We start from the raw sequence: 20580 nt of genomic DNA on the forward strand, positions 1-20580 counted from the left end.
CCCAGTCCTCCATGCCGACCGCGGCGCAGCTCGACCCCGCACCCCCCGCTGCGGCCTGACGAACCGTCATCTCCAACTCCCGCTCCCCCTCTGCCGTTTCCTGACGAGCCCTCCGCCCCACCTGCACCCCGGCACCACAGTTCAACGGAGAACACCCATGCGCAGCCTCAAGCTCGGACTGTTCGAGAACGCCCAGACCAACGCGAGCGGCACCGCCACCTGGCGCCACCCCGACAGCCGCCGGCACGAGTTCGACACCCTCGGCTACTGGCGCGAGGTCGCGCAGCTCTGCGAGGACGCCAAGCTGGACTTCCTGTTCCTGGCGGACGCCTGGGGCTGGTCGGAGATCAACGGCGTGCGCCCGCCGATCGCCACCGAGGAGACCCTCGACCTGCCCCGGCTGGACCCGTTCGTGATCGCCTCGGCGCTGCTCGCCTCCACCACCGACCTGGGCCTGGTGGTGACCGGCTCGGTGCTGGTCGAGCCGCCGTACGCGTTCGCCCGCCGGCTGGCCACCCTGGACCAGCTGTCCGGCGGCCGGCTGGGCTGGAACATCGTCACCACCGGCACCGCCGACACCGCCGTGAAGGCCTTCGGGATGGACATGGTGGCGCACGACGACCGGTACGCGATGGCCGAGGACTTCCTCGACCTGGTCTACAAGTACTGGGAGGGCGCCTGGGAGCCGGACGCGCTGGAGAAGGACAAGGCCGGCTGGTTCGCCGACCCGGCGAAGGTGCACCTGGTCGAGCACGAGGGCCCCTACTTCCGCTCGCACGGCTACGGCAACACCGCCCGCTCCCCGCAGGGCACCCCGGTGCTGTTCCAGGCGGGCGCCTCCCCGGCCGGCCGCCGGGTCGGCGGGCGGCACGGCGAGTGCATGTTCGTCGGCAGCGGCAGCGTCGCCCAACTCGCGGCCCACACCAAGGCGATCCGCGAGGAGGCGGTGCAGGCCGGCCGCGCCGCCGACCAGGTCAAGGTGATGTCGGCGTTCTCCTGCGTGGTCGGCGCGACCACCCAGGACGCGGAGCGCCGCTGGCAGCGGATCCTGGCCGCGCAGCGCCCCGAGGTCACCGTCGCCTCGTACGCGATGTTCACCGGCCTGGACCTGTCCTCGTACGCGCCGGACACCCCGATGAGCGAGCTGTCCACCGAGATGTCGCAGACCCAGGTCGCCCGGTTCGCCGGCAAGACCGTCGGCGACGTGCTCGCCGACTGGCACACCCACGGCGTCGGCGCCCGCCCGGTGGTCGGCACCGCCGAGGAGATCGCCGACGAGATCTGCGCCCTCGCCGAGGGCGCGGACCTGGACGGCTTCCTGCTGTCGCCGCCCGTCCAGCCCGCCTCCACCGTCGAGTTCGTCGAGTCGGTGCTGCCGATCCTGCGCGCCCGCGGCGTGTTCCGCGGCGAGTACGCGGACGGCGAGTCGCTGCGCGAGCGGCTGACCGGCGCCGACGGCCGGGCGCTGCCCGCCAGCCACCCGGCCGCCCGGCACCGCCACTGACCCACCCCACCCGCGACGAGAGGACGGCGACGGCCATGGCCACTCCCGCCCACCACCCCACCGCTCCGTCGGCGGACCTGAGCGCGGCGACGCTGCGTCAGGCCTTCGGGGCGTACCCCACCGGCGTGGTCGCGATCGGCGCGCTGCGCGACGGCGCACCGGACGGTTTCGCGGCGAGCTCGTTCGTGTCGATCTCGCTGGAGCCGCCGATGATCGCGGTCAGCGTGGCCCGCACCTCCACCACCTGGCCGCGCCTGTCCGGCCTGCCGGTGCTGGGGCTGAGCGTGCTCAGCCACGGCCAGGGCGCGCAGTGCCGGCGGCTGGCCTCCCGGGCGGGCGACCGCTTCGAGGGCACCGACTGGCAGGCGACGCCGGAGGGCGCGGTGCTGATCGAGGGCGCGGCGCTGTGGCTGACCGCCCGGGTCGGCGCGGTGTACGACGGCGGCGACCACGAGATCGTCCTGATGGAGCTGCTCACCGCCGAGCTGTTCCCCGGCGTGGAGCCGCTGGTCTTCCACACCAGCCAGTTCCGCGAGCTGTCCCCCCATGCCTGACGCCACGTCACCCCGACTGTCCGGAACCGTGGTTCACGGTGCCGGGCGGGGCCGGGGCTGGGCTTCCCCACCGCCAACATCGCCCCCGACCCCGGCTCGGACGTCCCGCCGCCCGCGATCTACAGCGGCTGGCTGACCCGCCCGGCCACCGGCGCCGTGCACCGCGCGACGATCAGCATCGGCACCAACCCCACCTTCGAGGACGGCCCGCAGGTCCACACCGAGGTGTACTGCCACGACACTTCGGACGACCTGTACGGCGAGCACGTCGCGCTCTGGTTCGTCGCCCGGATCCGCGACACCGTCAGGTTCGCTTCGGTGGACGAGCTGCTGCTCGCCGTGGAGGCGGACGTCCGCCGCTCGGAGGCCCTGCTGGACTCCGCGCGCGGGCGACGCGTCCTCGCCGCGGCAGCCCGCTGACTCCCCTCCCCCACCAGCCCGGTCGGCCCCGCCTCCCCCCGCTTCCGGCGGGGCCGACCGTCCCCCGTCCCCCTTCTCTGCACGGCACGCACCCCCACCCCCACCCCCACATCTGCGCCCAACACCCGCGTGCCCGGCCGGCCCCGCCTCGCTTCCCCGCCCCCGCAGGGCCGACCGCCCCTCCCCCGCCTCGCTCCGAACGAACAAAGGTGTGAGTAATGAGCGCATTCCAGTGGCTGAACGAGCAGTTCAGCTTCTTCGGTCTCCCCGTCTACTGGTCCGACTTCCTGGGCAACATCCTGGCGCTCGCCACCGTGTGGCTGGCCCTGCGCCGTTCCCTGGTGGCCTGGCCGGTGCAGATCCTCGGCTCGGTGTTCCTGCTGATCGCCAGCCTGAACGTGCACCTCGGCGGCAACGCCGCCCGCCAGGTCGTGATCATCGTGTCGGCCGCCTGGGGCTGGGCCACCTGGAAGCGCAGCCGCGAACAGGAAGGCACCATCAACGTCCGCTGGGCGAACTGGAACGAGCGCGGCGTCCTGATCGCCGCGATGGTGCTCGGCACCGCCGCGTTCGGCGGCCTGCTGAAGTGGACCGACGCGTCCTTCTACCCCGGCGCCCCGTGGTGGATGGTCCTCGCCGACGCCTGGATCTTCATCGGCTCGATCCTCGCCATGTACAGCCAGGCCCGCCGCTACATCGAGTTCTGGTTCGTCTGGCTGGCCGTCGACCTGGTCGGCGTGCCGCTCGCCATCCACTCCGAGCTGTACTTCTCCGGCATCGTCTACGGCATCTTCTTCGTCATGGTCCTGATGGGCATCCGCGACTGGGCCTCCCGCAGCAAGCCCCAGGGCATCGCCTCCCCGCTGGAGCCCGCCGTCCAGGTCGAGTCCCGCGACGAGTCCCGCTCCAACTGACCTCCCCCGCCGACGGGCCGGCCCCTCCGCCGAGGGGCCGGCCCGCCTGATGGTGCCTCAGGAACCGTGGACCGCCCGGTAGATCGCTTCGAGCAGGCGGTGGTTCTCCGGGCCCGCGCCGTACCGCGACGGGAGGCCGAAGCGGCGGCGGGTGTAGGCGTAGGCGAGCCCGGCGCCGGGGTCGGCGAGGGCGAGCGAGCCGGTGGCGCCGCTGTGGCCGAAGGCGTCGGGGCCGAGCGGGCGGTAGAGGCCGGAGAGTTCCTCGAAGCCGAGGCCGAAGACGTCCTCGTTGCCGGTGACCAGGTCGGTGCCGCGGTACTGCGGGCGGGCGAACTCGGTGACCGTCTCCGGCTTCAACAGCGGTGCCCGGCCGTCCAGTTCGCCGATCGCGGCGGCGTACATGCCCGCGACGCCGCGGGCGCTGCCGACGCCGCCGGACGAGGCCGAGCCGAGGGCCCGCACCAGGCGGGTGTTGGAGAGCGCGAGCAGGTCCGTCGCCACGGGCGCGTTCCGGTTGGCGGCGACGCCGACGATGCTGTCCGGGGCGTCGCTCTTCCTGGCGGCGAGCCGCTCGGCCTCCTCCGGGGTCGGCCGCAGCGGCAGCGTCTCGGCCCGGCGCGGCTCCAGCTCCTCGGGCAGGCCGAGGTAGAAGTCCAGCCCGTACGGGGCGCGGATCCGCTCCTCGTAGGTCTCCTGGACGGTGCGGCCGGTGACCCGCCGCACCACCTCGCCGGTCAGTGCGCCGATCACGAAGGCGTGGTAGCCGTACGCCGTTCCGGGCTCCCAGAACGGCCGCTGGCCGGCCAGCCGGGCCGCGATCGCCCGGTCGTCGGCCAGTTCCTCGTCGGTGAACCCGCCGTCCACGCCGACCACGCCCGAGCGGTGCGCGAGCAGCTCGCGCAGCGTCAGCCGGTCCTTGCCGTGCGCCCCGAACTCCGGCCAGTACGAGGCCACTTCGCGATCGAGGTCGAGCACGCCGTCCTGTACCAGCAGCGCCGTCACCAGGTGCGCCGCGCCCTTGGTGATGGAGAACAGGCTCATCAGGGTGTCCGCGTCCGTCCCGGGCCCGGCCCACAGGTCGACCACCCGCCGCCCGCCGACGTGCACCACCAGCTGCGCCTCCGGCGAGTCCGCCCGTTCCGCGGCGACGGCAGCGAACGCCTCCCGCACGCCCTCGAAGCCCGCCGCCACGCTGCCCTGCACCGCATCGTCCCGGTTCGCCATGGTCTGCTCCCCCGCTCCCGATCGTCCGGCCGTCCCTCGGCCGCGAGTCGTCAACTTCCGTGCGGGCACGGACATTCCCGCCTGCCGATCATTCGTCCGGTCGGTCGTCCGGTCGGTCGTCCGGCGGGGGCGCCGGTGGCAGGCCGGTGGTGCGCCGGTGAGACGAAAACGTGCTCGCCTTCCGGCTGCCGGTCAGGAGATACTCCGGTCACGACCGGCCCCGTCCGGTCCTCGCCCTCCCCGAGCTCAAGGTGCCGCATGACCGTGCCCGTCCCGTCCGACAGTCCGGAGACCGAGGAGGCGCCGGCGCCCGCGCCCGCCAACCCGTGGGCCCCGCCGGACCCGGAGCAGGACTTGACGGCTGCTCAGCTGCCCGGCCCGCCGCCCGCCGGCCTGTACTGGCCGCCGTTCGCGGCGCCGGTGCCGCAGCCGCGCAACGCGCAGGGGATCGCCGCCCTGGTGCTCGGCATCATCGGCGCGATGCTCAGCCTGCCGCTGATCCTCTTCTGGTTCTCCTGGCTGCCCGCCCTGCTCGCGGTGATCCTGGGCGCCGTCGGCCTGCGGCTGGCCCGCCGCGGCCTGGCCACCAACCGGGCGATGGCCCTGACCGGCACCGTCCTCGGCGTGGTGGGCCTGACCATCTCCGTCGTCACCGGCGGCTTCGTCGTCTCCGAGATCCGCGACGCCGCCCGGGCGCACGACCGCGCGGTCGCGGAACAGCGGCGCGACGCCGCCGAACGGCAGCGGCTCGCGGACGAACGGGCGAAGAAGGCGGCCGCGGAGCAGGAGGCCAGGGCCGCCGACGAGCGGGCCCGCCGCCTCCCGGTCGGCGGGACGTACACCTTCCCCGACGGCCTGAAGGTCACGATGGCCGCGCCGACCCCGGTCACGCCGAGCGCCTCCGGCTCGCCGCTCCCCGAGAACGCGACCTTCGTCCAGGTGCGGGTGACCGCCGTCAACACCGGCCCCACCGAACTGTCGCTGTACGGCTCGGCGCTGCTCATCGTCAAGGACTCCCGCGGCACGCTGCTCCACCCGCTGGTCGGCAGCGGCCAGTACGTGCCGCTCCCCAAGTCCCTCGCCCCCGGCCAGGAGGCCACCGCGCTGGAGACCTACGGCCTGCCGAACGCCACCTCCGACCCGTTCACCCTCCAGTTCACCCACGGCTCGGGACTCGACCGCAAGGACGTGGTCTGGACCGGCGCACCGCCCCGCTGACCCTCGACCCGCGACCCGCGCCCCGGAGCCCTGCCGCATGACCGCCCGACCCAAAGCCGACCGCCCCAAAGCCAACCGCCGCAAGGCCGACCGCCCCGTCCTCGCCGTCGCCGACCCCGACCGCCGGCTGCTCGCCGTGGCCTGCGCCGACAAGTACGGCGAGGCCCTGGAACTCGGCCTGTTCGAGATCGGCGAGCAGCCCCGGCCGCTGCGCCGGATCCGCTGCCGGCACCACATCAACGCGCTGGCGTTCCACCCGAGTCTGCCGCTGCTCGCGGTGGGCACCGGCGCCTACGACGGCGGCTACTTCTTCGAGGGCCAACTGCTGATGGTGCCCCTCGACGGCGGCCGCGAACGGGAGTTGCTCGCCGAGCGGATGGGCCGTCAGGTGCTCGCCGTGCACTGGCAGGACGGCACCCGGCTGCGCCTGCACCTCGCCCCGCACGACGACGACCGCGACGACGCCGCCCACGAGGAGGCCCACCTGGTCGTCCTGGAACGCCCCGACTGGACGGCCGTCGCCGCCCGTTCCGTCCCCGACCGGCGCCTCCAGGGGCCGCGCGTCCCCTTTCCCCGTCCCGACGCCGACGTGGCGGCTTCGGCGGCCCGGCAGTTGACGGACCGTCTGCTCACTCCGCCGCTGCCCCGCCACGACCGCTGACCGCTCCCGGGCGCCCCTCCCCCGGGGCCAGGCCGAAGCGCACCGCCAACCGCTCCGCCAGCTCGGCGACCGGGACGCTGCCGTCGACCGTGACCACGTCGAGGCCGTGGCGGGCGGCCTGCCGCCGGATCTCCCGGTCCCACAGCGCGTCGCGGGCGCAGCGCAGCGCGAACATCCGCTCCGGGTCCGCGCTGCCCCAGTTGGCCCGCACCCGGCCCGGATCGGCGAAGCGCGCCCGGAGTACGGCGGCGCGGAACTCCGGGGTCGGCACCAGGAAGACCGCGTCCTCGGGCCGGGTCAGCAGCGGCGCGAGATGGTCCGGCAGGATCCCGAAGTAGTCGACCAGCACGGTCCGTTCGCCCGCCCGGTCGCGCAGGTCCTCGGCCAGGAACCCGGCCGTCTCCCCGTACAGCCCCGCCATCGACCGGAACACCTCCTCGGCCGTCCGCCCCTCCCACATCCCGCCCGGTGCCGCCCCCGCAACGCGGCCAACCGCGGCTGCCCCTCCGCCGAACACCGCGCCACCCACCCGTGCTCCGCCCGGTCCCCGTCGTACACCTCCACCCCGCACCCGCCCGCCAGGACCCGCGCCACCGTGCTCTTCCCCGCCGCACTCCCCCCGACGATCCACCGCACCCGCCCGATCCCGCCGGCCCGCACCCCACCCGGAAGTTGATTCCCCATGGCTGCCATGGTCGGCTCGCCGGCCCGAAAATTGCAGTCTTGTTCTCGCCCGCCGCATCCCGGAATCTGAGAGAGAGGGGCCGGGCCTCCATCACACTCACCCGCCCTCGGGTCGCCGAGCCTCCGACCTTTCGACCGTGCCGCCGGGCCGATTCCCTTCGAGCGACTGATCACGTCGACGGTCCGCGCGCTCGCGCAGGTGCTGCAGGACGGCGTGCCACCAGAACAGCCGGTCCCGCGAGTTCTGCGGGATCAGTCGGTGCGCCAGCCGGAGCGCCAGCACACCGAGGACGACGCACCCCAGCAGCGCCGCCCGGACCCACGGGGGGACGCCTTCCACCAAGGCCGACGGAAACTCGATCACCGAACAGCCTCCGCCCCGTCAGACCCACTCCCGCAACTCCAGGCAGGCGGCTCCGTACGTCACCTCGAACGTCTCGCGGTGCCGGCTCAGCTCCGCTCCCGCGATCCCCACCACAGGATGTGTCAGCGCCCTCGCAAGGTCGGCCGGGTAGGGGTAACCCGTCCAGCGGAGCTCCCACACGTCGCCTCGCCCGGACAGGCGGCGCTGCACGCCGAGGCCGTCCCGCCTTGCGTCCCGACGCCGGTCACCGGGCCGCCCGAGCGGATCCCAGTCCCAACTGGTGGCCCAGTTCTCCTCGTGGTCCTCCAGCGTGTACCGCGACACCAGCCCGGCGAGCAGCACTTCCGCGTCCGGGGTCATGGGCGGAAAGCCGTCCAGGGCTTCCCGTTCGGCACCGGTGAGTTCCTCGCCGAACATCCGGTGGTCGCCCCGCGGCTCGGTGATCAGTGCTGCGCCTCGGCGCGGACCGCCCGGGCGTCCGGTGACGACCAGTCGCGCGCCGGTGGCTTCGTGCCGCAGGTGGAAGGTCTCGGGCCGACCGGTCGACCGCCCGAGCAGCCGGAGGCCAGGCACGTGCAGGTGGCCCCGGTCCCGCTTCGGGACCAGGAGGTCTGCGACGTTGCCGGGCGCACGCTCGGCCACGACGACCAGCTCGTCCCAGCGCGGCGAGATCACCGGGTCGTAGACGCTGAGTCGGCTCCATCCCCAGGCAGCGCCTCGCCCGCCGATCAGGCCTTCGTTGAACAGCCCGAGCGCGAGGAGCGCCCTGAGCGATCGCTGGCCCGGTGAACAGGTGTCCAGCGCAAGGGCGTTGTCCCGCCCGAGGCCGGCGAGGGCTGCGTCCAGGCTCTCGCCGGTGAAACGCTTCCGGTCGTGGGCTGCCGTGAGCCTGGTCGAGCTCCGGTTGCCTGCTGCGCGTGTCGGCTGCACGAGACATCTCTCCGCCCCGCGAAACCCGGTACTGACGCGAGAGCTGGCATGCCTGACGACGACGGACTCTCACAGAGCAGGTGCGCTGCGCACCCTCGAGTCGCCACGTGCAGCACCGGGCACTGCGCGCCTGAGACTCCCGCCCCTCTGCGGTCGGCAGAAGCCACTCTACCTGGGCGCGCAACAGACCGGCCGTCAGATCTGCGGTGGTGTACCGCGGTTGCTCTCCGGTCCTCAGGCCGTGGTGGGCGGTGGGAGGAGGCGCAGCTGGTCGGCCGGGGGGAGGGCGGGGTTGGCGGCGGCGTTGTGGGCGGTGGTGGGGTCGGGGTCGGTGAGCAGGGGCGGAGGTGGGTGAGGGGGAGGGCGGGGTGGGCGGCGGCCCGGCGGCGGGCGCGGGGTCGCGGAGGCAGGCGACGAGGGTGGGGCCGTCGGCGGCGGGGTGGGTGGCGAGGGCGCGCAGGGTGGCGACGTTGTGCTCGGTGCGGACGAGTTCGGCGAGCAGAGCGGTGGGGGCGCCGGGGTTGGCGGCGATGCCGGCGCCGACGGCGCGGCCGTGACGCTTCCGCATGGTGCGCAACTGCCGTTCGTCCAGGCCGGGATGGGGTGCGATCGCGGCGGCGACCCTGGGGTCGGGATCGTCGGCGAGCCGGTCCCGGACGGGGGCGGGGAGGTCGCGGCGGAGGGCGGTGAGGCGGCGCAGCTCGCGGTTGGCGGAGCCGGCGAGCGCGTCGAGTTCGGCGGGCGTGGCGGCGGCGATCCGGGGCGGTGGCAGGGGTCCGAGCCGGACGGTGGTGCAGACCCGGTCGAGCACGTCGAGCGGGATGCGCGGGTGCTGGGCGGCGCTGCGACGCACGTCCTCGGACGGGTCGGCGGCCAGCCGGCGGAGCAGGTGTTCGCCGATGGCGGGGTTGCTCGCGAGTGGCTCGCGCACCCAGATCTGCGGGTCCGCGGCGAGCGTGGCGTACGCGGAGGCGGGGAGGTCGGTGCGCCCGGCGAGCTGGGCCCGGAGGTTCGGCGCCTCGGCGTCGAGGTGGGTGAGGACGTCGGCGGCGGGCGCGGCGGGGTGCTGGAGCGTGGCTTGCAGGACGGATTCCCGGGCGAATTGGTGGCTGCCGTCGCAGGCCGCCCCGGGGTGCAGGGTGCAGTCGGGGTCGGGGCAGTCCGGCGGATGCACCCAGGGGACGGGGTGCCGTTCGCAGACCTCGCAACTCTCCAGCGGAGGAAGGTCGTTGATCAGGTCGGAGAGGACGGCCGCGGGCGTGTGCTCGTTGCTGCCGAGCGCCGCGCGGACGTGCGCGGACGGGTGGGCGGCGAGCAGCGCGGCGATCGCCGGATCGGTGGTCGCCTCGGCGAGTTCGGTCGCCACGGCGAGGTCCGGTGCGGCTGCCAACCTCCGGGACACCTCGGGCGGAAGCACCGGGCAGCCCGCCAACTCGGCGTGCAGTTCCGGCCGTTCGAGCAGGACGTCGGCCCACTGGACGGGCGCGAGCCCGGCCCGCAGCAGGGCGAGGGCGGCGAGGGGCTGCCGTAGCGGATTGACCTGAGCGGCCGTCAGCCGTCCGGCCTCGGCGAGCGTTCCCGCCGCCACGAGGTCCCGCTCGGCGAGTGCGGTGACCTGCCGGTCGGTCAGGTCGGCCCGCTCGGCGAGCTCCGTCGACAGGTCCGGTTCCGCCAGGGCCAGCAGCCGGTCGACCGCCTCGCTCGGAAGCGCGGGATTCGCGGCCAGCCCGGCCCATACGTGTCGCATCCGGCCATCCTCCCCGAACGCCTCGGCCACCGCCGCGAATTACCTGCCGCCCACCCGCCGCCTGCCTGCTGCCTGCCTGCCGCCCACCCGCCGCCCGGGCCGGCGGCGCTCACCCGGCCGGGCTGCGGCGCCGGGCCGTGGCCGTGTGGCGGATCCCGGGGCCGTCGGCGGCCTGCGAGGATGAGCGGGACATTCCGTGATCAGCACAGTGTCAGAAAGTCAGAAGTGAGGTTGTCTTGTCCAAGGTCAAGCTGAGCACCAACCACGGCGACATCGTGATCCGCCTCGACGCGGAGAAGGCGCCCGCGACGGTGGCGAACTTCCTGCAGTACGTCCAGGACGGGTTCTACAACGGCACCGTGTTCCACCGGGTGATCAACAACTTCATGGTCCAGGGCGGCGGGATGGAGCCGGGCCTGCGCCGCAAGGAGACCCGGGCCCCGATCCAGAACGAGGCCGACAACGGTCTGAAGAACGTCAAGTACTCGGTGGCGATGGCCCGCACCTCGGACCCGCACTCGGCCACCGCGCAGTTCTTCGTCAACGTCGCCGACAACGCCTTCCTGGACCACACCGCGAAGTCCGGCCCGGGCTGGGGCTACGCGGTGTTCGGCGAGGTCGTCGAGGGCCAGGAGGTGGTCGACTCGATCAAGGCCGTGCCGACCACCTCCAAGGGCGGGCATGCCGACGTCCCCAAGGAGGACGTGGTCCTGGTCAGCGCCGAGGTCGTGGACTGACCCGCTCCCCCGCACCGCTCGCGCCGCCCGCGCCGCCGGTCCCGGCAGGGTTCGGCGGCGCGGGCGGTGGGCGCACGGGACGACCGTGTCAGCCGCCGAACGGCCCCGACTGGCGCGGGATCTCGCGCACGAACACCACCCCGTCCACCAGTTCCAGCGCCTCCGGGTCGAGCCCGAAGTAGGTGTGGTCGGCGGGCACCCGGGCCTTCGCCCTGCCCTCCGTCGCCGCGGCCAGCAGCCGGGGATCGACCGTCAGGCGCGGCTCGGGGAGGGTGGCGAGCAGGCCTTCGAGGGTGTCGGGGGCGGGGTGGTCGTCGGCGCCGCGGTGGCCGAACGCGGTGGCGACGAAGGCGTAGCCGTCGCCGAGGCGGGTGGCGAGCAGCGAACCGGCGCTCCACCAGAGCAGGTCGTGGGCGCCGAGCCGGATGCGGCCGGCCTCCCGCTGGAGGTGGCGGTTGTGGGCGAAGACCAGCGTCGGTCCGCGCTCCGCCTCGCGGCGCACGATCGCGTCGAGGTTGTCGGCCATCATCAGATCGCGTTGCCGCATCAGCGAGTTGAACCGGTCCGGCCCGGCGCCGGCCATCGCCGCGTGGTAGCGCAGCAGGCCGGTCGCGGTCCGGGCGTGCAGCCCGGCCTGCCAGTACTTCTCGGGCTCCGCCTCGCCCGCGAGCTGCGGCGCGCTCGCCGCCAGCAGGGTGGTCAACTCGTCTGCGAGCAGCCGCAGTTGCACGGCTTCATCGGTGCGTCCGACGGACCGCGCCGGGTCGAGCGCGGCGGCGGGTTCGGTCCAGCGCGCGTCCGGTCCGTGTAGTCGGGTCAACTCCTCGCGCGGGGGCAGGAGTTCGGGGCGCAGATGGGCGGCCAGGAACTCGTGCAGGCGGAGCAGGGACGGCCCGGGCGGGGCGGCGGCGGTCATCTCCAGCGGGCCGTCCGCGCCGTAGAGGCGCAGCCGCTCCGACTCCGCCACGCCGCTGTTGAACTCCCGCATCCAGCGCACCAGTTCGCGATTGCCGGGGAAATCGCCGAAGCCGTGGCCGAAGCCCTCCCGGACGACCGTGTCGAGGTCGCCGTCCGCCCCGCCGAGGTACGCGTCGATGCCCAGTGCGGCCAGGCAGTCGCTCTCCACGGCGATCGAGCGGTAGCCGTGTTCGGCGACCAGGTGGCGGAAGAGCTCGTTGCGCAGGTCGAGGAACGCCTCGACGCCGTGGGTGGGTTCGCCGAGGGCCAGCACCCGGGTGCGGGGCGGCAGCAGGTCGGTGACGGCGGACGGGGAGAAGGGACGGGCGGCGTCCCGGAGCGCGGGCGAGGCAGTCATGACTTCCACCGTATCGTTGAAGGATCGGTGTAGACTTTTCCGTTCTCAGCCCGCGAATCGAGCAGAAAAGTCTCAACCATGGCTCTGCGGCCCGTCGATCTGGCCCGCGAGCACGGCCTGTCCACCCAGGCGGTGCGCAACTACGAGCAGGCGGGCGTCCTGCCGCCCGCCGACCGGTCCCCGCACGGGTACCGGCGGTACGGGGAGCGGCACGCCGCCGCACTGCGCGCGTTCCTGGCCCTGGTGCCGGGGCACGGCCACCGGGCGGCCACCGCGATCCTCTGCGCCGTCAACGCCGGCCGGCCGGAGGAGGCTCTGCGGCTGATCGACGAGAGCCACCTGCGCCTCGCCGAGGACCACCGCACCCTGGACGCGGTGCGCACCGCCCTGGAGCACCTGCCGGCCGGGCAACCTGCCGACGAACAGGCCGGGTTCACCCACATCGGGCCGCTCGCCCACCGCCTCGGCCTGCACCCGGCCACGCTGCGCGAGTGGGAGCGCGCGGGGCTGGTCACCCCGTCCCGGGACGCCCGCACCGGCTACCGGACGTACCTGCCGGAGCAGGTGCGCGAACTGCGGATCGCCGAGCAGCTCCGGCGCGGCGGCCACGGCCTGGCCCGCACCGCGGAGATCCTGCACCGCCTGCGCACGGCCGGGAGCCCGGACGCCGTCCGCCCCACCCTGGCCGCCTGGCAGGACCGCCTGACCGCCCGCGGCCGCGCCCTGCTCTCCGGCGCGGCCGCCCTGCACGCCTACCTCGACCACCCGGACGGCACCGGGAAGACCCCGGCCTGACGCCGGGCGCAGCGGCTCCGCCTTCCCGACGGGCCGTCAGCTCAACCTGTCCGATTCCTCCAAAATCTTCGGACCCGACTCCGTTCCGTCCGCTACCCGGAATCGCCCGTCGACCTTGGCAGAGTGACTGTCACCGACCGCCCCGGCCGATCGCCGCGGCGGAGATCGTTGTGCCATCGCTACAAAGGGAGCGCTGCTGTGCGCACGGAAACCGACATGGACACCGACCGCGTTCTGGTCACCGGCCTGGGGGCCACCACCCCGCTCGGCGGCACCGCCCCGGCCACCTGGCAGGCCATGCTGGAGGGCCGGGGCGGCATCCGGACGATCGACCGGGAGTGGGCGGCCGGACTGCCGATCCGGATCGCCGGCCAGCTCGCCGTCGAACCGTCCGAGGTGATGGACCGGGTCGAGGCCCGACGACTGGACCGCAGCGAGCAGTTGGCGCTCATCGCGGCCCGCGAGGCGTGGGCCGACGCGGGGCGTCCGGAGGTGGACGGGGAGCGGATCGCGGTGGTGATCGGCACCGGCACCGGCGGGGCGGTGACGATGCTGGAGCAGGACGACGTGCTGGAGCGCTCCGGCGTCCGCAAGGTCTCGCCGCACACCGTGCCGATGCTGATGGCGAACGGGCCGGCCGCCTGGGTGTCGATCGACCTCGGGGCGAAGGCCGGGGCGCACACCCCGGTCAGCGCGTGCGCGTCCGGCGCGGAGGCGGTCGCGCTCGGCCTGGACCTGATCCGGCTCGGCCGCGCCGACGTCGTGATCGCGGGCGGCACCGAGGCCTGCCTGCACCCGCTCCCGCTGGCCGGGTTCGCGCAGGCCCGCGCGCACTCGCTGCGCAACGACGACCCGGAGCACGCCTCCCGCCCGTTCGACCTGGACCGGGACGGCTTCGTGATCGGGGAGGGCGCGGCCGTCCTGGTGCTGGAGCGCGCCTCGCTGCGGCCCGGCCGGCACGCCTACGCGACGCTCGCCGGGGCGGCGGTCACCTCGGACGCCCACCACATCACGGCCGGCCACCCCGACGGGCAGAGCCGCGCGGTACGGCGCGCGCTCGCCGAGGCCGGCCTGGCGCCCGAGCGGATCGGCATGGTGCACGCGCACGCCACCTCCACCCCGAAGGGCGACCTCACCGAGGCGGAGACGCTGGCCCGGGTGTTCGGTGCGCACCGGCCCGCCGTCACGGCCACCAAGTCGATGACCGGCCACCTGTTCGGCGCGGCCGGCGCCCTCGCCGCGCTGGCCACCGTCCGCTCCCTGCACGACCAACTGGTGCCGCCGATCCGCAACTTGACCGCCCCGGACCCGGCCGCCGACCTCGACCTGGTCACCGGCGCCGCCCGCACCGTCACCACCGGCGCCGCCCTCACCAACGCCTTCGGATTCGGCGGCCACAACGCGAGCCTGGTCTTCACCACGGCCTGATCACCCCTCAGCCGGAACCAGCCGCCCGCCCCGCCGCGTCCAGCGCCTCCGCCAGCACCGTCAACTCGCCTACCCACAGAACCCGTTCGGCCGGCGGCAACGGCACGTGCAGCGGGGCCAGCCACTCCGCGGGGATCGCGCCGACGCCGTACACGGCGCCGGCCAGGGCTCCGGTGACGGCGGCGGTGGTGTCGGTGTCACCGCCGAGGTCGACGACGGCGCGCAGCGCGGCGGGGAAGTCGGCGGTGGCGCGCAGCGCCCAGAGCGCGGAGCCGAGGCAGGGCCAGACGGCGCCGTTGTTCTCGGTGGCCAGGGCGGGGTGCCAGTCCGGGGCCAGCACGGTCGCCCAGCGTGCGCGGTGCTCGGCCCGGACGGCGGCCAGCGTCGACGGCACGGCGCCGAGCGGGTCCTCGCCGTCGAGGGCGTGGCGCAGCAGTTCGTGCAGGATCGCGGTGCCCTCCCAGGCCGCGCCGTCGCCGTGGGTGAGGGCGCTGATCCGCCGGGCGGCGTCCATGGTGGCGTCCCGGCCCTGCGGGGCGAACCGGACGGCGGCGGTGACGGCGCGCATCAGGGCGCCGTTCCCGGCGGCCCGGCCCTCGGTCTGGAAGTGGATCTGCGCGGCGAGGTCCCACGGGAGGCCGCTGCCGAGGACGCACTCGGTGAGGATGCCGATGTCCTTGGGATCCCCGGCGGCCCAGGCCCGGAACCGGTCGAAGATCTCGGGCAGGTCGAGCCCGCCCGCATCGAGGGGCGCCTCGCCGAGGTGGACGGCCATCTGCGTGTCGTCGGTGGCCTCGCCGGGGGCCCAGCCGCCGCCCCCGCACATCGCAGCGGCGTACGGAAAGCGCTCTCCGGGCACGCCGGGAAAACGCTTTCCGAACGCTTCGGCCGGACCGAACTCGAAGGGTGCGCCCAGCGCGTCGCCGACCGCCGACCCGAGCACCGCCCGACCGCCCTGTCCCGCCGCCGCATGCCGTCTCCTCCCCCGTCGCCGTCCGGCGACCACCACCCCCTCCGATAGCCTGGGGGCACGATGAACAACTCTTTCACCACCGCCTGGGGCACCTTCGAGCTGGCCCGATTCCCGGAGAACCCGCGCGAGCAGCTGCGCGCCTGGGACGCCGCCGACGAGTACCTGCTGCGGCACCTGAAGGAGGGCCCGGCCACCGGCGGCCCGACGGGCGTCACCCCGGAGAGCGACGCGCCGGTGCCGCTGGACGGCGCGGCGGTGACGGTGCTCGGCGACCGCTGGGGTGCCCTGTCCACGGCGCTCGCGGCGGCGGCCGGCTCGCTGACGGCGGTCACCGACTCGTACCTGTCCGCCCGGGCGATCGCCGCGAACCTGGCCCGCAACGGCCTCGACCCCGCGTCGGTGGACGTCCGCAGCACGCAGGACGCACCGCCGCCGCGCATCGACGTGCTGCTCGTCCGGGTGCCCAAGAGCCTGGCGCTGCTGGAGGACCAGCTGCACCGCCTGGCGCCCGCGCTGCACGAGGGAACGGTGGTGGTCGGCACCGGGATGGTGACCGAGATCCACACCTCCACCCTCCAGCTGTTCGAGCGGCTCCTCGGCCCGACCCGCACCTCGCTGGCCGCCCGCAAGGCCCGCCTGATCCACACCGCGCCCGACCCGGCACTGGACCGGCCCGCGAACCCGTGGCCCCTGCGGTACCGGCTCCCGGACGGCATCGGCGTGCTGTCGGGCCGTCAGGTCGCCAACCAGGCGGGCGTGTTCTGCGCGGACCGCCTCGACATCGGCACCCGCTTCTTCCTCCAGCACCTGCCCGACCTGCACGACGCCCGCCGGGTGGTCGACCTCGGCTGCGGCAACGGCATCGTCGGCACCGCCGCCGCGCTCACCGCCCCGGACGCCGAACTCCTCTTCGTGGACGAGTCGTTCCAGGCCGTGGCGTCCGCCGAGGAGACCTTCCGCAGCAACCTCGGACCGGACGCCCGCGCCGAGTTCCTGGTCGGCGACGCCCTCGCGGACATCCCCGACGCCTCGGTGGACGTCGTCCTCCTCAACCCGCCGTTCCACTCCCACCAGGCGACCACGGACGCCATCGCCCGGCGGATGTTCACCGGCGCCCGCCGGGTGCTGCGCCCGGGCGGCGAACTGCGCGTGGTCGGCAACCGGCACCTCGGCTACCACGTCACGCTCCGCCGCCTGTTCGGCAACTGCCGCACGGTGGCGGGCAGCCCGAAGTTCACCGTCCTCGGCGCGGTCCGCCGCTAGCTCTGCCGTGGAGCCGAACGTGGCCTCCGACGGCGCCCCCGTCCGGGCCTCCCGGCAGCCGGCCGGCACCTCCCGGCGCGAACTCACCTGCGGCCGAGCGGAATTGAGGCGGCCCCGGCGCACCCCGCCGGGGCGGCCCCGGTCCGCGCCCCGTCCGCCGCGCACAACCGCCCGGGCAGCGGGCAGGGCTGACGGCGAACCTGTCCGGCCGGTGCTCTAGGGTGAGCGCCGTTTCGCCGTGGATCATCGCCGTGGACGCCTCCGCGGCCGAGGACCACCGCCCAGGGGAGGCCCGCCATGGACGCCGCACAACCCGCCCCGGGAGCCGCCGCTCCCGAGGCGCAGTCACCGGTCTGCTACCGCCACGCCGACCGCGAGTCGTACGTGCGCTGCACCCGCTGCGACCGCAACGTCTGCCCGGACTGCCGGCGCGACGCCGCGGTCGGCTACCAGTGCCTCGACTGCGTCAAGGACGGCCACCGGACCGTGCGCCAGGCCCGCACCGCGTTCGGCGGACGGATCACCGCCCGGCCGTACGCCACCATCACGCTGATCGCGCTGAACATCGCCGCGTACGTGCTGGAGCTGGTGCGGCCCGAGACCGTCCACCGGTTCGGCATGCTCGGCTCGGCGCTGATGCTGCGCAACCCGGGCGAGGACCCCACCGACATCTCCTCGTTCCAGCTGGCCGGCGTGGCCCACGGCGAGTGGTACCGGCTGCTCACCGGCGCGTTCCTGCACCTGTCGCCGAACTCGGAGACCTTCCTCGGCCCGATGGCGATCACCCACATCGTCTTCAACATGTACTGGCTGTGGTCGCTCGGCCGGGTCGTCGAGGACCGCCTCGGCGTGCTGCGCTTCCTCGGCCTGTACCTGCTGTCCGCCCTCGGCGGCGCCGTCCTGGTCTACCTGGTCGCCCCGCACACGCTGACGGTCGGCGCGTCCGGCGCGATCTTCGGCCTGGCCGGCGGCTACTGGATCCTCAGCCGCAAGCAGGGCTACGACCCGCTCGGCGGCAACCAGATGATGGTCACCCTGGTGGTGTGGATGGTCGTCTCGGCGAGCTTCGCCTCCTGGCAGGGCCACCTCGGCGGGCTGCTCACCGGCATCGCCTCGGGTGCGGCCATCGCCTACGCCCCGCGCCAGCAGCGCGGACTGGTCCAACTGATCAGCCTGGGCGCGGTCCTGCTGCTCCTCGCCACCCTGATCTACGCCGCCACCGACCACCTGCACGTCGCCACGGGCATGAGCTGACGGACCGTCACCTCACTTCCCGCACCGCCTCGCCGAGCAGCGCCGCCGCCTCCCGCAGCCGCTGCTCGGCAACTCCCGCGTACCCCAGGGCGATTGCCGCCCGACCGGGCGAGAGCCGGCCCGGTGCGACGGTCGCCACCCGCACCCCGCGGCGCAGCGCCGCCTCCGCCACCGCCTGCTCGTCGACGCCGTCCGGCAGGTCCGCGTACAGGTGCAACCCGGCGGCGACGCCCCGCAGTTCGGCCTCCGGCAGGTGCTCGCGCAGGGCGGCCACCAGCGCGTCCCGCCGGGCCCGGTAGCGCGGGCGGACGGCGCGCAGGTGGCGGTCGTAGCCGCCGCTCTCCAGCAGGGCGGCGAAGGCGAGTTGGTCGATCGCGCCGGTACCGAGATCGGCGTACCGCTTGGCGTGCGCGAACGGCTCCACCAGCTCCCCGGGCAGCACGGCCCAGCCGAGCCGCAGCCCGGGTGCCAGCGTCTTGCTCAGCGAACCCAGGTACACCGTCCGCTCCGGCGCCAACCCCTGGACGGCGCCCAGGGGTTCACGGTCGTACCGGAACTCCGCGTCGTAGTCGTCCTCCACCACCAGCCCGCCGGCCCGCGCCCACGCGGCGAGTTCGGTCCGCCGCCGCGCCGACAGCACGACCCCCGTCGGATACTGGTGCGCCGGAGTCACCAGCACCGCCTGTGCCCCGGACGCCGCCAACTTCCGTACCACCAGGCCCTCCTGGTCCACCGGGACGCCGACCGGCCGCACCCCGTGCGCCCGCAGCAGCTCCAGGGTGCCCGGCGAACCCGGATCCTCCACGGCGAGCTTCCGCCGCCCCTCCGCCGCCAGCACCTGCAGCAGCAGCGCCAGCCCCTGGCCCACCCCGCTCACCACCGCCACCCGCTCCGGCCGCGCCGCCACCGCCCGCACCCGCCCCAGGTACGCCGCCAACTCCCCCGCAACTGCGGGAGTCCGGCCGGATCCGCGTACCCCAACTCACTGTTCGCCGCCCCCAGCAACGCCCGCCGCACCGCCCCGCCCACGCCGCCCTCGGGAACGCCCCGAGATCGGGGGTGCCGGGCTTCAGGTCGTACCGCGACGCGGCCGGCGCCGCCCGCTCCACCCGCCCGGCCCCGCACCCGCCACCCCCGCCGCGACCCGCGTCCCCGACCCGCGCCGCCCCACCAGATAGCCCTCGGCGGCGAGTTGCTCGTACGCCTCCACCACCACCCCCCGCGAAACCCCCAACTCCCCCGCCAGCACCCGACTCCCCGGCAGCCGCTCCCCGCCACCAACCGCCCGTCCCGCACCGCCGCCCGCAACCCCCGCGTCAACCGCCCCGCGAGGTCCCCGCCCCCCTCACCCCACTCGACCAGCAACTCCCGCATACCACCCATCATGGCAGGACCCTCTCCCGGACCTGGGAAACGGCGGGAGCCCCATCAGGGGCCCGGGGAACGGCGGGGCCGAGTCTGCGGAGGACCGACAGGGCGCGAAAAGGTCCCGCCGTTTCGGGTCCCCCTGGCGGGGCTCCGTGACAGGCCCCGATGGGAACGAAGTGGTCCTCTCAGCCGGCCCGTCAGTGGCCCTGGGAAGTGGACCACCCCGCCCCTAGCGTGGCGTTCATGCCCACCACCGTCGCCCCTGCCGGGCCGTCAGCTCCGGCGTCCGTACCGTCTCGTGTTGCAGGCTCACTGCGAGCGGCGACCGCCATGACGATGCTCGGCTGTTCCACCGGAGTCACCGCCGCCTTCTCCTCCTATCCCGTCGCCGCCGGCCAGGCCCTCCGCTACGCCCTCGCCGCCGCCGTCCTCCTCCCGCTCGCCCGTCGCCGAGGGCCCGCACCCCGTCTGACGCCCCGTGAACTCGTCCTCCTTCTCGCCCTCGCCGCCACCGGCCTCTTCGCTTTCAACCTCCTGATGGTCACCGCCCTCCGCCACACCGACCCGGCGGTGGTCGGCAGCATCGTCGGCTGCACGCCCCTGCTCCTGGGGGTCCTGGGCCCGCTGCTGGCCCGCCGCCGCCCGGCGGCCCGCCTGCTCGCGGCGGCAGCCCTGGTCGTCGCCGGTGCCGCCCTCACCCAGGGTTTCGGTTCGGGCGACACCGTCGGACTCCTGTGCGCCGCAGGCACCTTGCTCTGCGAGGCGGCGTTCTCGCTGCTCGCCGTGCCGCTCCTTCCGCGTCTCGGCCCCGTCCGGGTCTCCGCGTACACCACCGCCCTCGCCGTACCCCTGTTCGCCGTGACGGCCGCCTTCTCCCCCGCGCCCCTGCGCGCGCCGACGAGCACCGAACTGCTCGCCCTGCTCTATCTCGCCCTCGTGATGACCTGCGTCGCGTTCCTGCTCTGGTACTCGGCGCTGACCCGTCTCACCCCGGAGCACGCCGGCCTGTTCGGCGGTCTGATCCCGCTCACGGCGACGCTCTCGGGGGCCGTTCTCACCGCCACCGCCCCGACGGCCCTGCAACTCCTGGGGGCCGCCCTGGTCACCGTCGCTCTCCTGCTCGGCCCGCCCCGCCCCGCCGAACGGAGCGTCACCGGCTGAGCTGGGGCCGGACCAGCGCCCGGTGGCGGAACCCCACTCGTCCGGACGGTGGCCGTTGTCGCCCGG

At 74.6% G+C, this 20580-nt stretch carries 21 protein-coding genes; 13 read left to right on the top strand and 8 right to left on the bottom strand.

The genetic code is table 11. From position 1 onward, the window contains the following. Nucleotides 1–157 precede the first annotated feature (157 nt). The 4 genes from KCH_RS06900 to KCH_RS06915 all read left to right on the top strand — a co-directional run bounded on the left by KCH_RS06900 (nt 158) and on the right by KCH_RS06915 (nt 3392). Nucleotides 158–1504: an NtaA/DmoA family FMN-dependent monooxygenase gene (locus KCH_RS06900; RefSeq protein WP_035860219.1), complete on the top strand. Its 1347-nt coding sequence runs from the start codon at nt 158–160 to the stop codon at nt 1502–1504. Between the two features lie 35 nt (nt 1505–1539). Continuing rightward, nucleotides 1540–2058, top strand: a complete 519-nt coding sequence (locus KCH_RS06905; protein WP_035860224.1) for a flavin reductase family protein — start codon at nt 1540–1542, stop codon at nt 2056–2058. Nucleotides 2059–2136: 78 nt separating this feature from the next. Next, nucleotides 2137–2478, top strand: coding sequence for a riboflavin kinase (locus tag KCH_RS39280; protein ID WP_244305620.1), 342 nt, complete (start codon nt 2137–2139; stop codon nt 2476–2478). A 218-nt stretch (nt 2479–2696) separates the two neighbouring features. Beyond that, nucleotides 2697–3392 (top strand): nicotinamide mononucleotide transporter family protein, encoded by a 696-nt coding sequence (locus KCH_RS06915; RefSeq protein WP_035860226.1) that lies wholly within the window; start codon nt 2697–2699, stop codon nt 3390–3392. Nucleotides 3393–3449: 57 nt separating this feature from the next. On the opposite strand, the gene KCH_RS06920 is transcribed toward KCH_RS06915, so the two are convergent. After that, the gene (locus KCH_RS06920; RefSeq protein ID WP_035860230.1) at nt 3450–4616 is read right to left on the bottom strand and encodes an EstA family serine hydrolase; all 1167 of its coding nucleotides are present in this window, start codon (nt 4614–4616) and stop codon (nt 3450–3452) included. A 258-nt stretch (nt 4617–4874) separates the two neighbouring features. On the opposite strand from KCH_RS06920, the gene KCH_RS06925 reads away from it, so the two are divergent. Both KCH_RS06925 and KCH_RS06930 read left to right on the top strand, forming a co-directional pair. Next, a complete protein-coding gene (locus tag KCH_RS06925; RefSeq protein ID WP_051652828.1) occupies nt 4875–5834 on the top strand; it encodes a DUF4190 domain-containing protein in 960 nt (319 codons plus the stop codon). Nucleotides 5835–5871: 37 nt separating this feature from the next. Then, nucleotides 5872–6495, top strand: coding sequence for a hypothetical protein (locus KCH_RS06930; protein WP_035860233.1), 624 nt, complete (start codon nt 5872–5874; stop codon nt 6493–6495). On the opposite strand, the gene KCH_RS06935 is transcribed toward KCH_RS06930, so the two are convergent. The 3 genes from KCH_RS06935 to KCH_RS37000 form a co-directional block, all read right to left on the bottom strand. After that, nucleotides 6464–6916 (bottom strand): hypothetical protein, encoded by a 453-nt coding sequence (locus KCH_RS06935; protein ID WP_167574009.1) that lies wholly within the window; start codon nt 6914–6916, stop codon nt 6464–6466. The genes KCH_RS06930 and KCH_RS06935 overlap by 32 nt on opposite strands. A 360-nt stretch (nt 6917–7276) precedes the next feature. Continuing rightward, on the bottom strand, nt 7277–7543 hold the full coding sequence (locus KCH_RS06940) for a hypothetical protein (RefSeq protein WP_035860239.1): 267 nt from the start codon (nt 7541–7543) through the stop codon (nt 7277–7279). Between the two features lie 18 nt (nt 7544–7561). Beyond that, nucleotides 7562–8473, bottom strand: a complete 912-nt coding sequence (locus KCH_RS37000; protein ID WP_051652829.1) for a hypothetical protein — start codon at nt 8471–8473, stop codon at nt 7562–7564. Nucleotides 8474–8945: 472 nt separating this feature from the next. Between KCH_RS37000 and KCH_RS41040 the strand changes: the two genes are divergently transcribed. Together KCH_RS41040 and KCH_RS06955 are read left to right on the top strand one after the other, a co-directional pair. After that, the gene (locus tag KCH_RS41040; protein ID WP_157031927.1) at nt 8946–10004 is read left to right on the top strand and encodes a hypothetical protein; all 1059 of its coding nucleotides are present in this window, start codon (nt 8946–8948) and stop codon (nt 10002–10004) included. A 452-nt stretch (nt 10005–10456) separates the two neighbouring features. Then, a complete protein-coding gene (locus KCH_RS06955) occupies nt 10457–10957 on the top strand; it encodes a peptidylprolyl isomerase (protein WP_035860243.1) in 501 nt (166 codons plus the stop codon). A gap of 88 nt (nt 10958–11045) precedes the next feature. Here the strand turns inward: KCH_RS06955 and KCH_RS06960 are convergent, their stop codons facing one another. Next, a complete protein-coding gene (locus tag KCH_RS06960) occupies nt 11046–12272 on the bottom strand; it encodes an erythromycin esterase family protein (protein ID WP_035860244.1) in 1227 nt (408 codons plus the stop codon). A 78-nt stretch (nt 12273–12350) separates the two neighbouring features. Between KCH_RS06960 and KCH_RS06965 the strand changes: the two genes are divergently transcribed. Both KCH_RS06965 and KCH_RS06970 read left to right on the top strand, forming a co-directional pair. Next, nucleotides 12351–13067, top strand: a complete 717-nt coding sequence (locus tag KCH_RS06965) for a MerR family transcriptional regulator (protein WP_035860247.1) — start codon at nt 12351–12353, stop codon at nt 13065–13067. A gap of 216 nt (nt 13068–13283) precedes the next feature. Continuing rightward, nucleotides 13284–14495: a beta-ketoacyl-[acyl-carrier-protein] synthase family protein gene (locus KCH_RS06970; RefSeq protein ID WP_035860251.1), complete on the top strand. Its 1212-nt coding sequence runs from the start codon at nt 13284–13286 to the stop codon at nt 14493–14495. A gap of 7 nt (nt 14496–14502) precedes the next feature. On the opposite strand, the gene KCH_RS06975 is transcribed toward KCH_RS06970, so the two are convergent. Next, the gene (locus KCH_RS06975; RefSeq protein ID WP_035860257.1) at nt 14503–15438 is read right to left on the bottom strand and encodes an ADP-ribosylglycohydrolase family protein; all 936 of its coding nucleotides are present in this window, start codon (nt 15436–15438) and stop codon (nt 14503–14505) included. Between the two features lie 90 nt (nt 15439–15528). Between KCH_RS06975 and KCH_RS06980 the strand changes: the two genes are divergently transcribed. Next, nucleotides 15529–16731 carry a methyltransferase gene (locus KCH_RS06980; RefSeq protein ID WP_035860270.1) on the top strand — a complete coding sequence of 401 codons (1203 nt, stop codon included), beginning with the start codon at nt 15529–15531 and terminating at the stop codon, nt 16729–16731. A 297-nt stretch (nt 16732–17028) separates the two neighbouring features. Beyond that, nucleotides 17029–17985, top strand: coding sequence for a rhomboid family intramembrane serine protease (locus tag KCH_RS06985; RefSeq protein WP_035860274.1), 957 nt, complete (start codon nt 17029–17031; stop codon nt 17983–17985). 7 nt (nt 17986–17992) lie between these two features. Here KCH_RS06985 and KCH_RS06990 read toward each other — a convergent pair whose 3' ends face one another. Both KCH_RS06990 and KCH_RS47080 read right to left on the bottom strand, forming a co-directional pair. Further along, on the bottom strand, nt 17993–18922 hold the full coding sequence (locus KCH_RS06990) for an aminotransferase-like domain-containing protein (protein ID WP_244305213.1): 930 nt from the start codon (nt 18920–18922) through the stop codon (nt 17993–17995). A 132-nt stretch (nt 18923–19054) separates the two neighbouring features. After that, the gene (locus KCH_RS47080) at nt 19055–19234 is read right to left on the bottom strand and encodes a GntR family transcriptional regulator (RefSeq protein WP_425268739.1); all 180 of its coding nucleotides are present in this window, start codon (nt 19232–19234) and stop codon (nt 19055–19057) included. A 449-nt stretch (nt 19235–19683) separates the two neighbouring features. Between KCH_RS47080 and KCH_RS06995 the strand changes: the two genes are divergently transcribed. Continuing rightward, entirely contained in the window at nt 19684–20514 is an 831-nt protein-coding gene (locus KCH_RS06995; protein ID WP_063750126.1) for a DMT family transporter, read from the top strand. The last annotated feature ends 66 nt before the right edge of the window (nt 20515–20580 follow it).

Source organism: Kitasatospora cheerisanensis KCTC 2395 (assembly GCF_000696185.1).
Taxonomy (GTDB): Bacteria; Actinomycetota; Actinomycetes; order Streptomycetales; family Streptomycetaceae; genus Kitasatospora; species Kitasatospora cheerisanensis.

What these genes read in the sequence shown, in the direction of transcription:
- KCH_RS06995 (WP_063750126.1), top strand. Translation starts at nt 19,684, where the DNA reads ATGACGATGCTCGGCTGTTCCACCGGAGTCACCGCCGCCTTCTCCTCC.
- KCH_RS06965 (WP_035860247.1), top strand. Translation starts at nt 12,351, where the DNA reads ATGGCTCTGCGGCCCGTCGATCTGGCCCGCGAGCACGGCCTGTCCACC.
- KCH_RS06960 (WP_035860244.1), bottom strand. Translation starts at nt 12,272, where the DNA reads ATGACTGCCTCGCCCGCGCTCCGGGACGCCGCCCGTCCCTTCTCCCCG.
- KCH_RS06915 (WP_035860226.1), top strand. Translation starts at nt 2,697, where the DNA reads ATGAGCGCATTCCAGTGGCTGAACGAGCAGTTCAGCTTCTTCGGTCTC.
- KCH_RS06985 (WP_035860274.1), top strand. Translation starts at nt 17,029, where the DNA reads ATGGACGCCGCACAACCCGCCCCGGGAGCCGCCGCTCCCGAGGCGCAG.
- KCH_RS06970 (WP_035860251.1), top strand. Translation starts at nt 13,284, where the DNA reads ATGGACACCGACCGCGTTCTGGTCACCGGCCTGGGGGCCACCACCCCG.
- KCH_RS06905 (WP_035860224.1), top strand. Translation starts at nt 1,540, where the DNA reads ATGGCCACTCCCGCCCACCACCCCACCGCTCCGTCGGCGGACCTGAGC.
- KCH_RS06930 (WP_035860233.1), top strand. Translation starts at nt 5,872, where the DNA reads ATGACCGCCCGACCCAAAGCCGACCGCCCCAAAGCCAACCGCCGCAAG.
- KCH_RS06900 (WP_035860219.1), top strand. Translation starts at nt 158, where the DNA reads ATGCGCAGCCTCAAGCTCGGACTGTTCGAGAACGCCCAGACCAACGCG.
- KCH_RS06920 (WP_035860230.1), bottom strand. Translation starts at nt 4,616, where the DNA reads ATGGCGAACCGGGACGATGCGGTGCAGGGCAGCGTGGCGGCGGGCTTC.
- KCH_RS06935 (WP_167574009.1), bottom strand. Translation starts at nt 6,916, where the DNA reads ATGGCGGGGCTGTACGGGGAGACGGCCGGGTTCCTGGCCGAGGACCTG.
- KCH_RS06980 (WP_035860270.1), top strand. Translation starts at nt 15,529, where the DNA reads ATGAACAACTCTTTCACCACCGCCTGGGGCACCTTCGAGCTGGCCCGA.
- KCH_RS06925 (WP_051652828.1), top strand. Translation starts at nt 4,875, where the DNA reads ATGACCGTGCCCGTCCCGTCCGACAGTCCGGAGACCGAGGAGGCGCCG.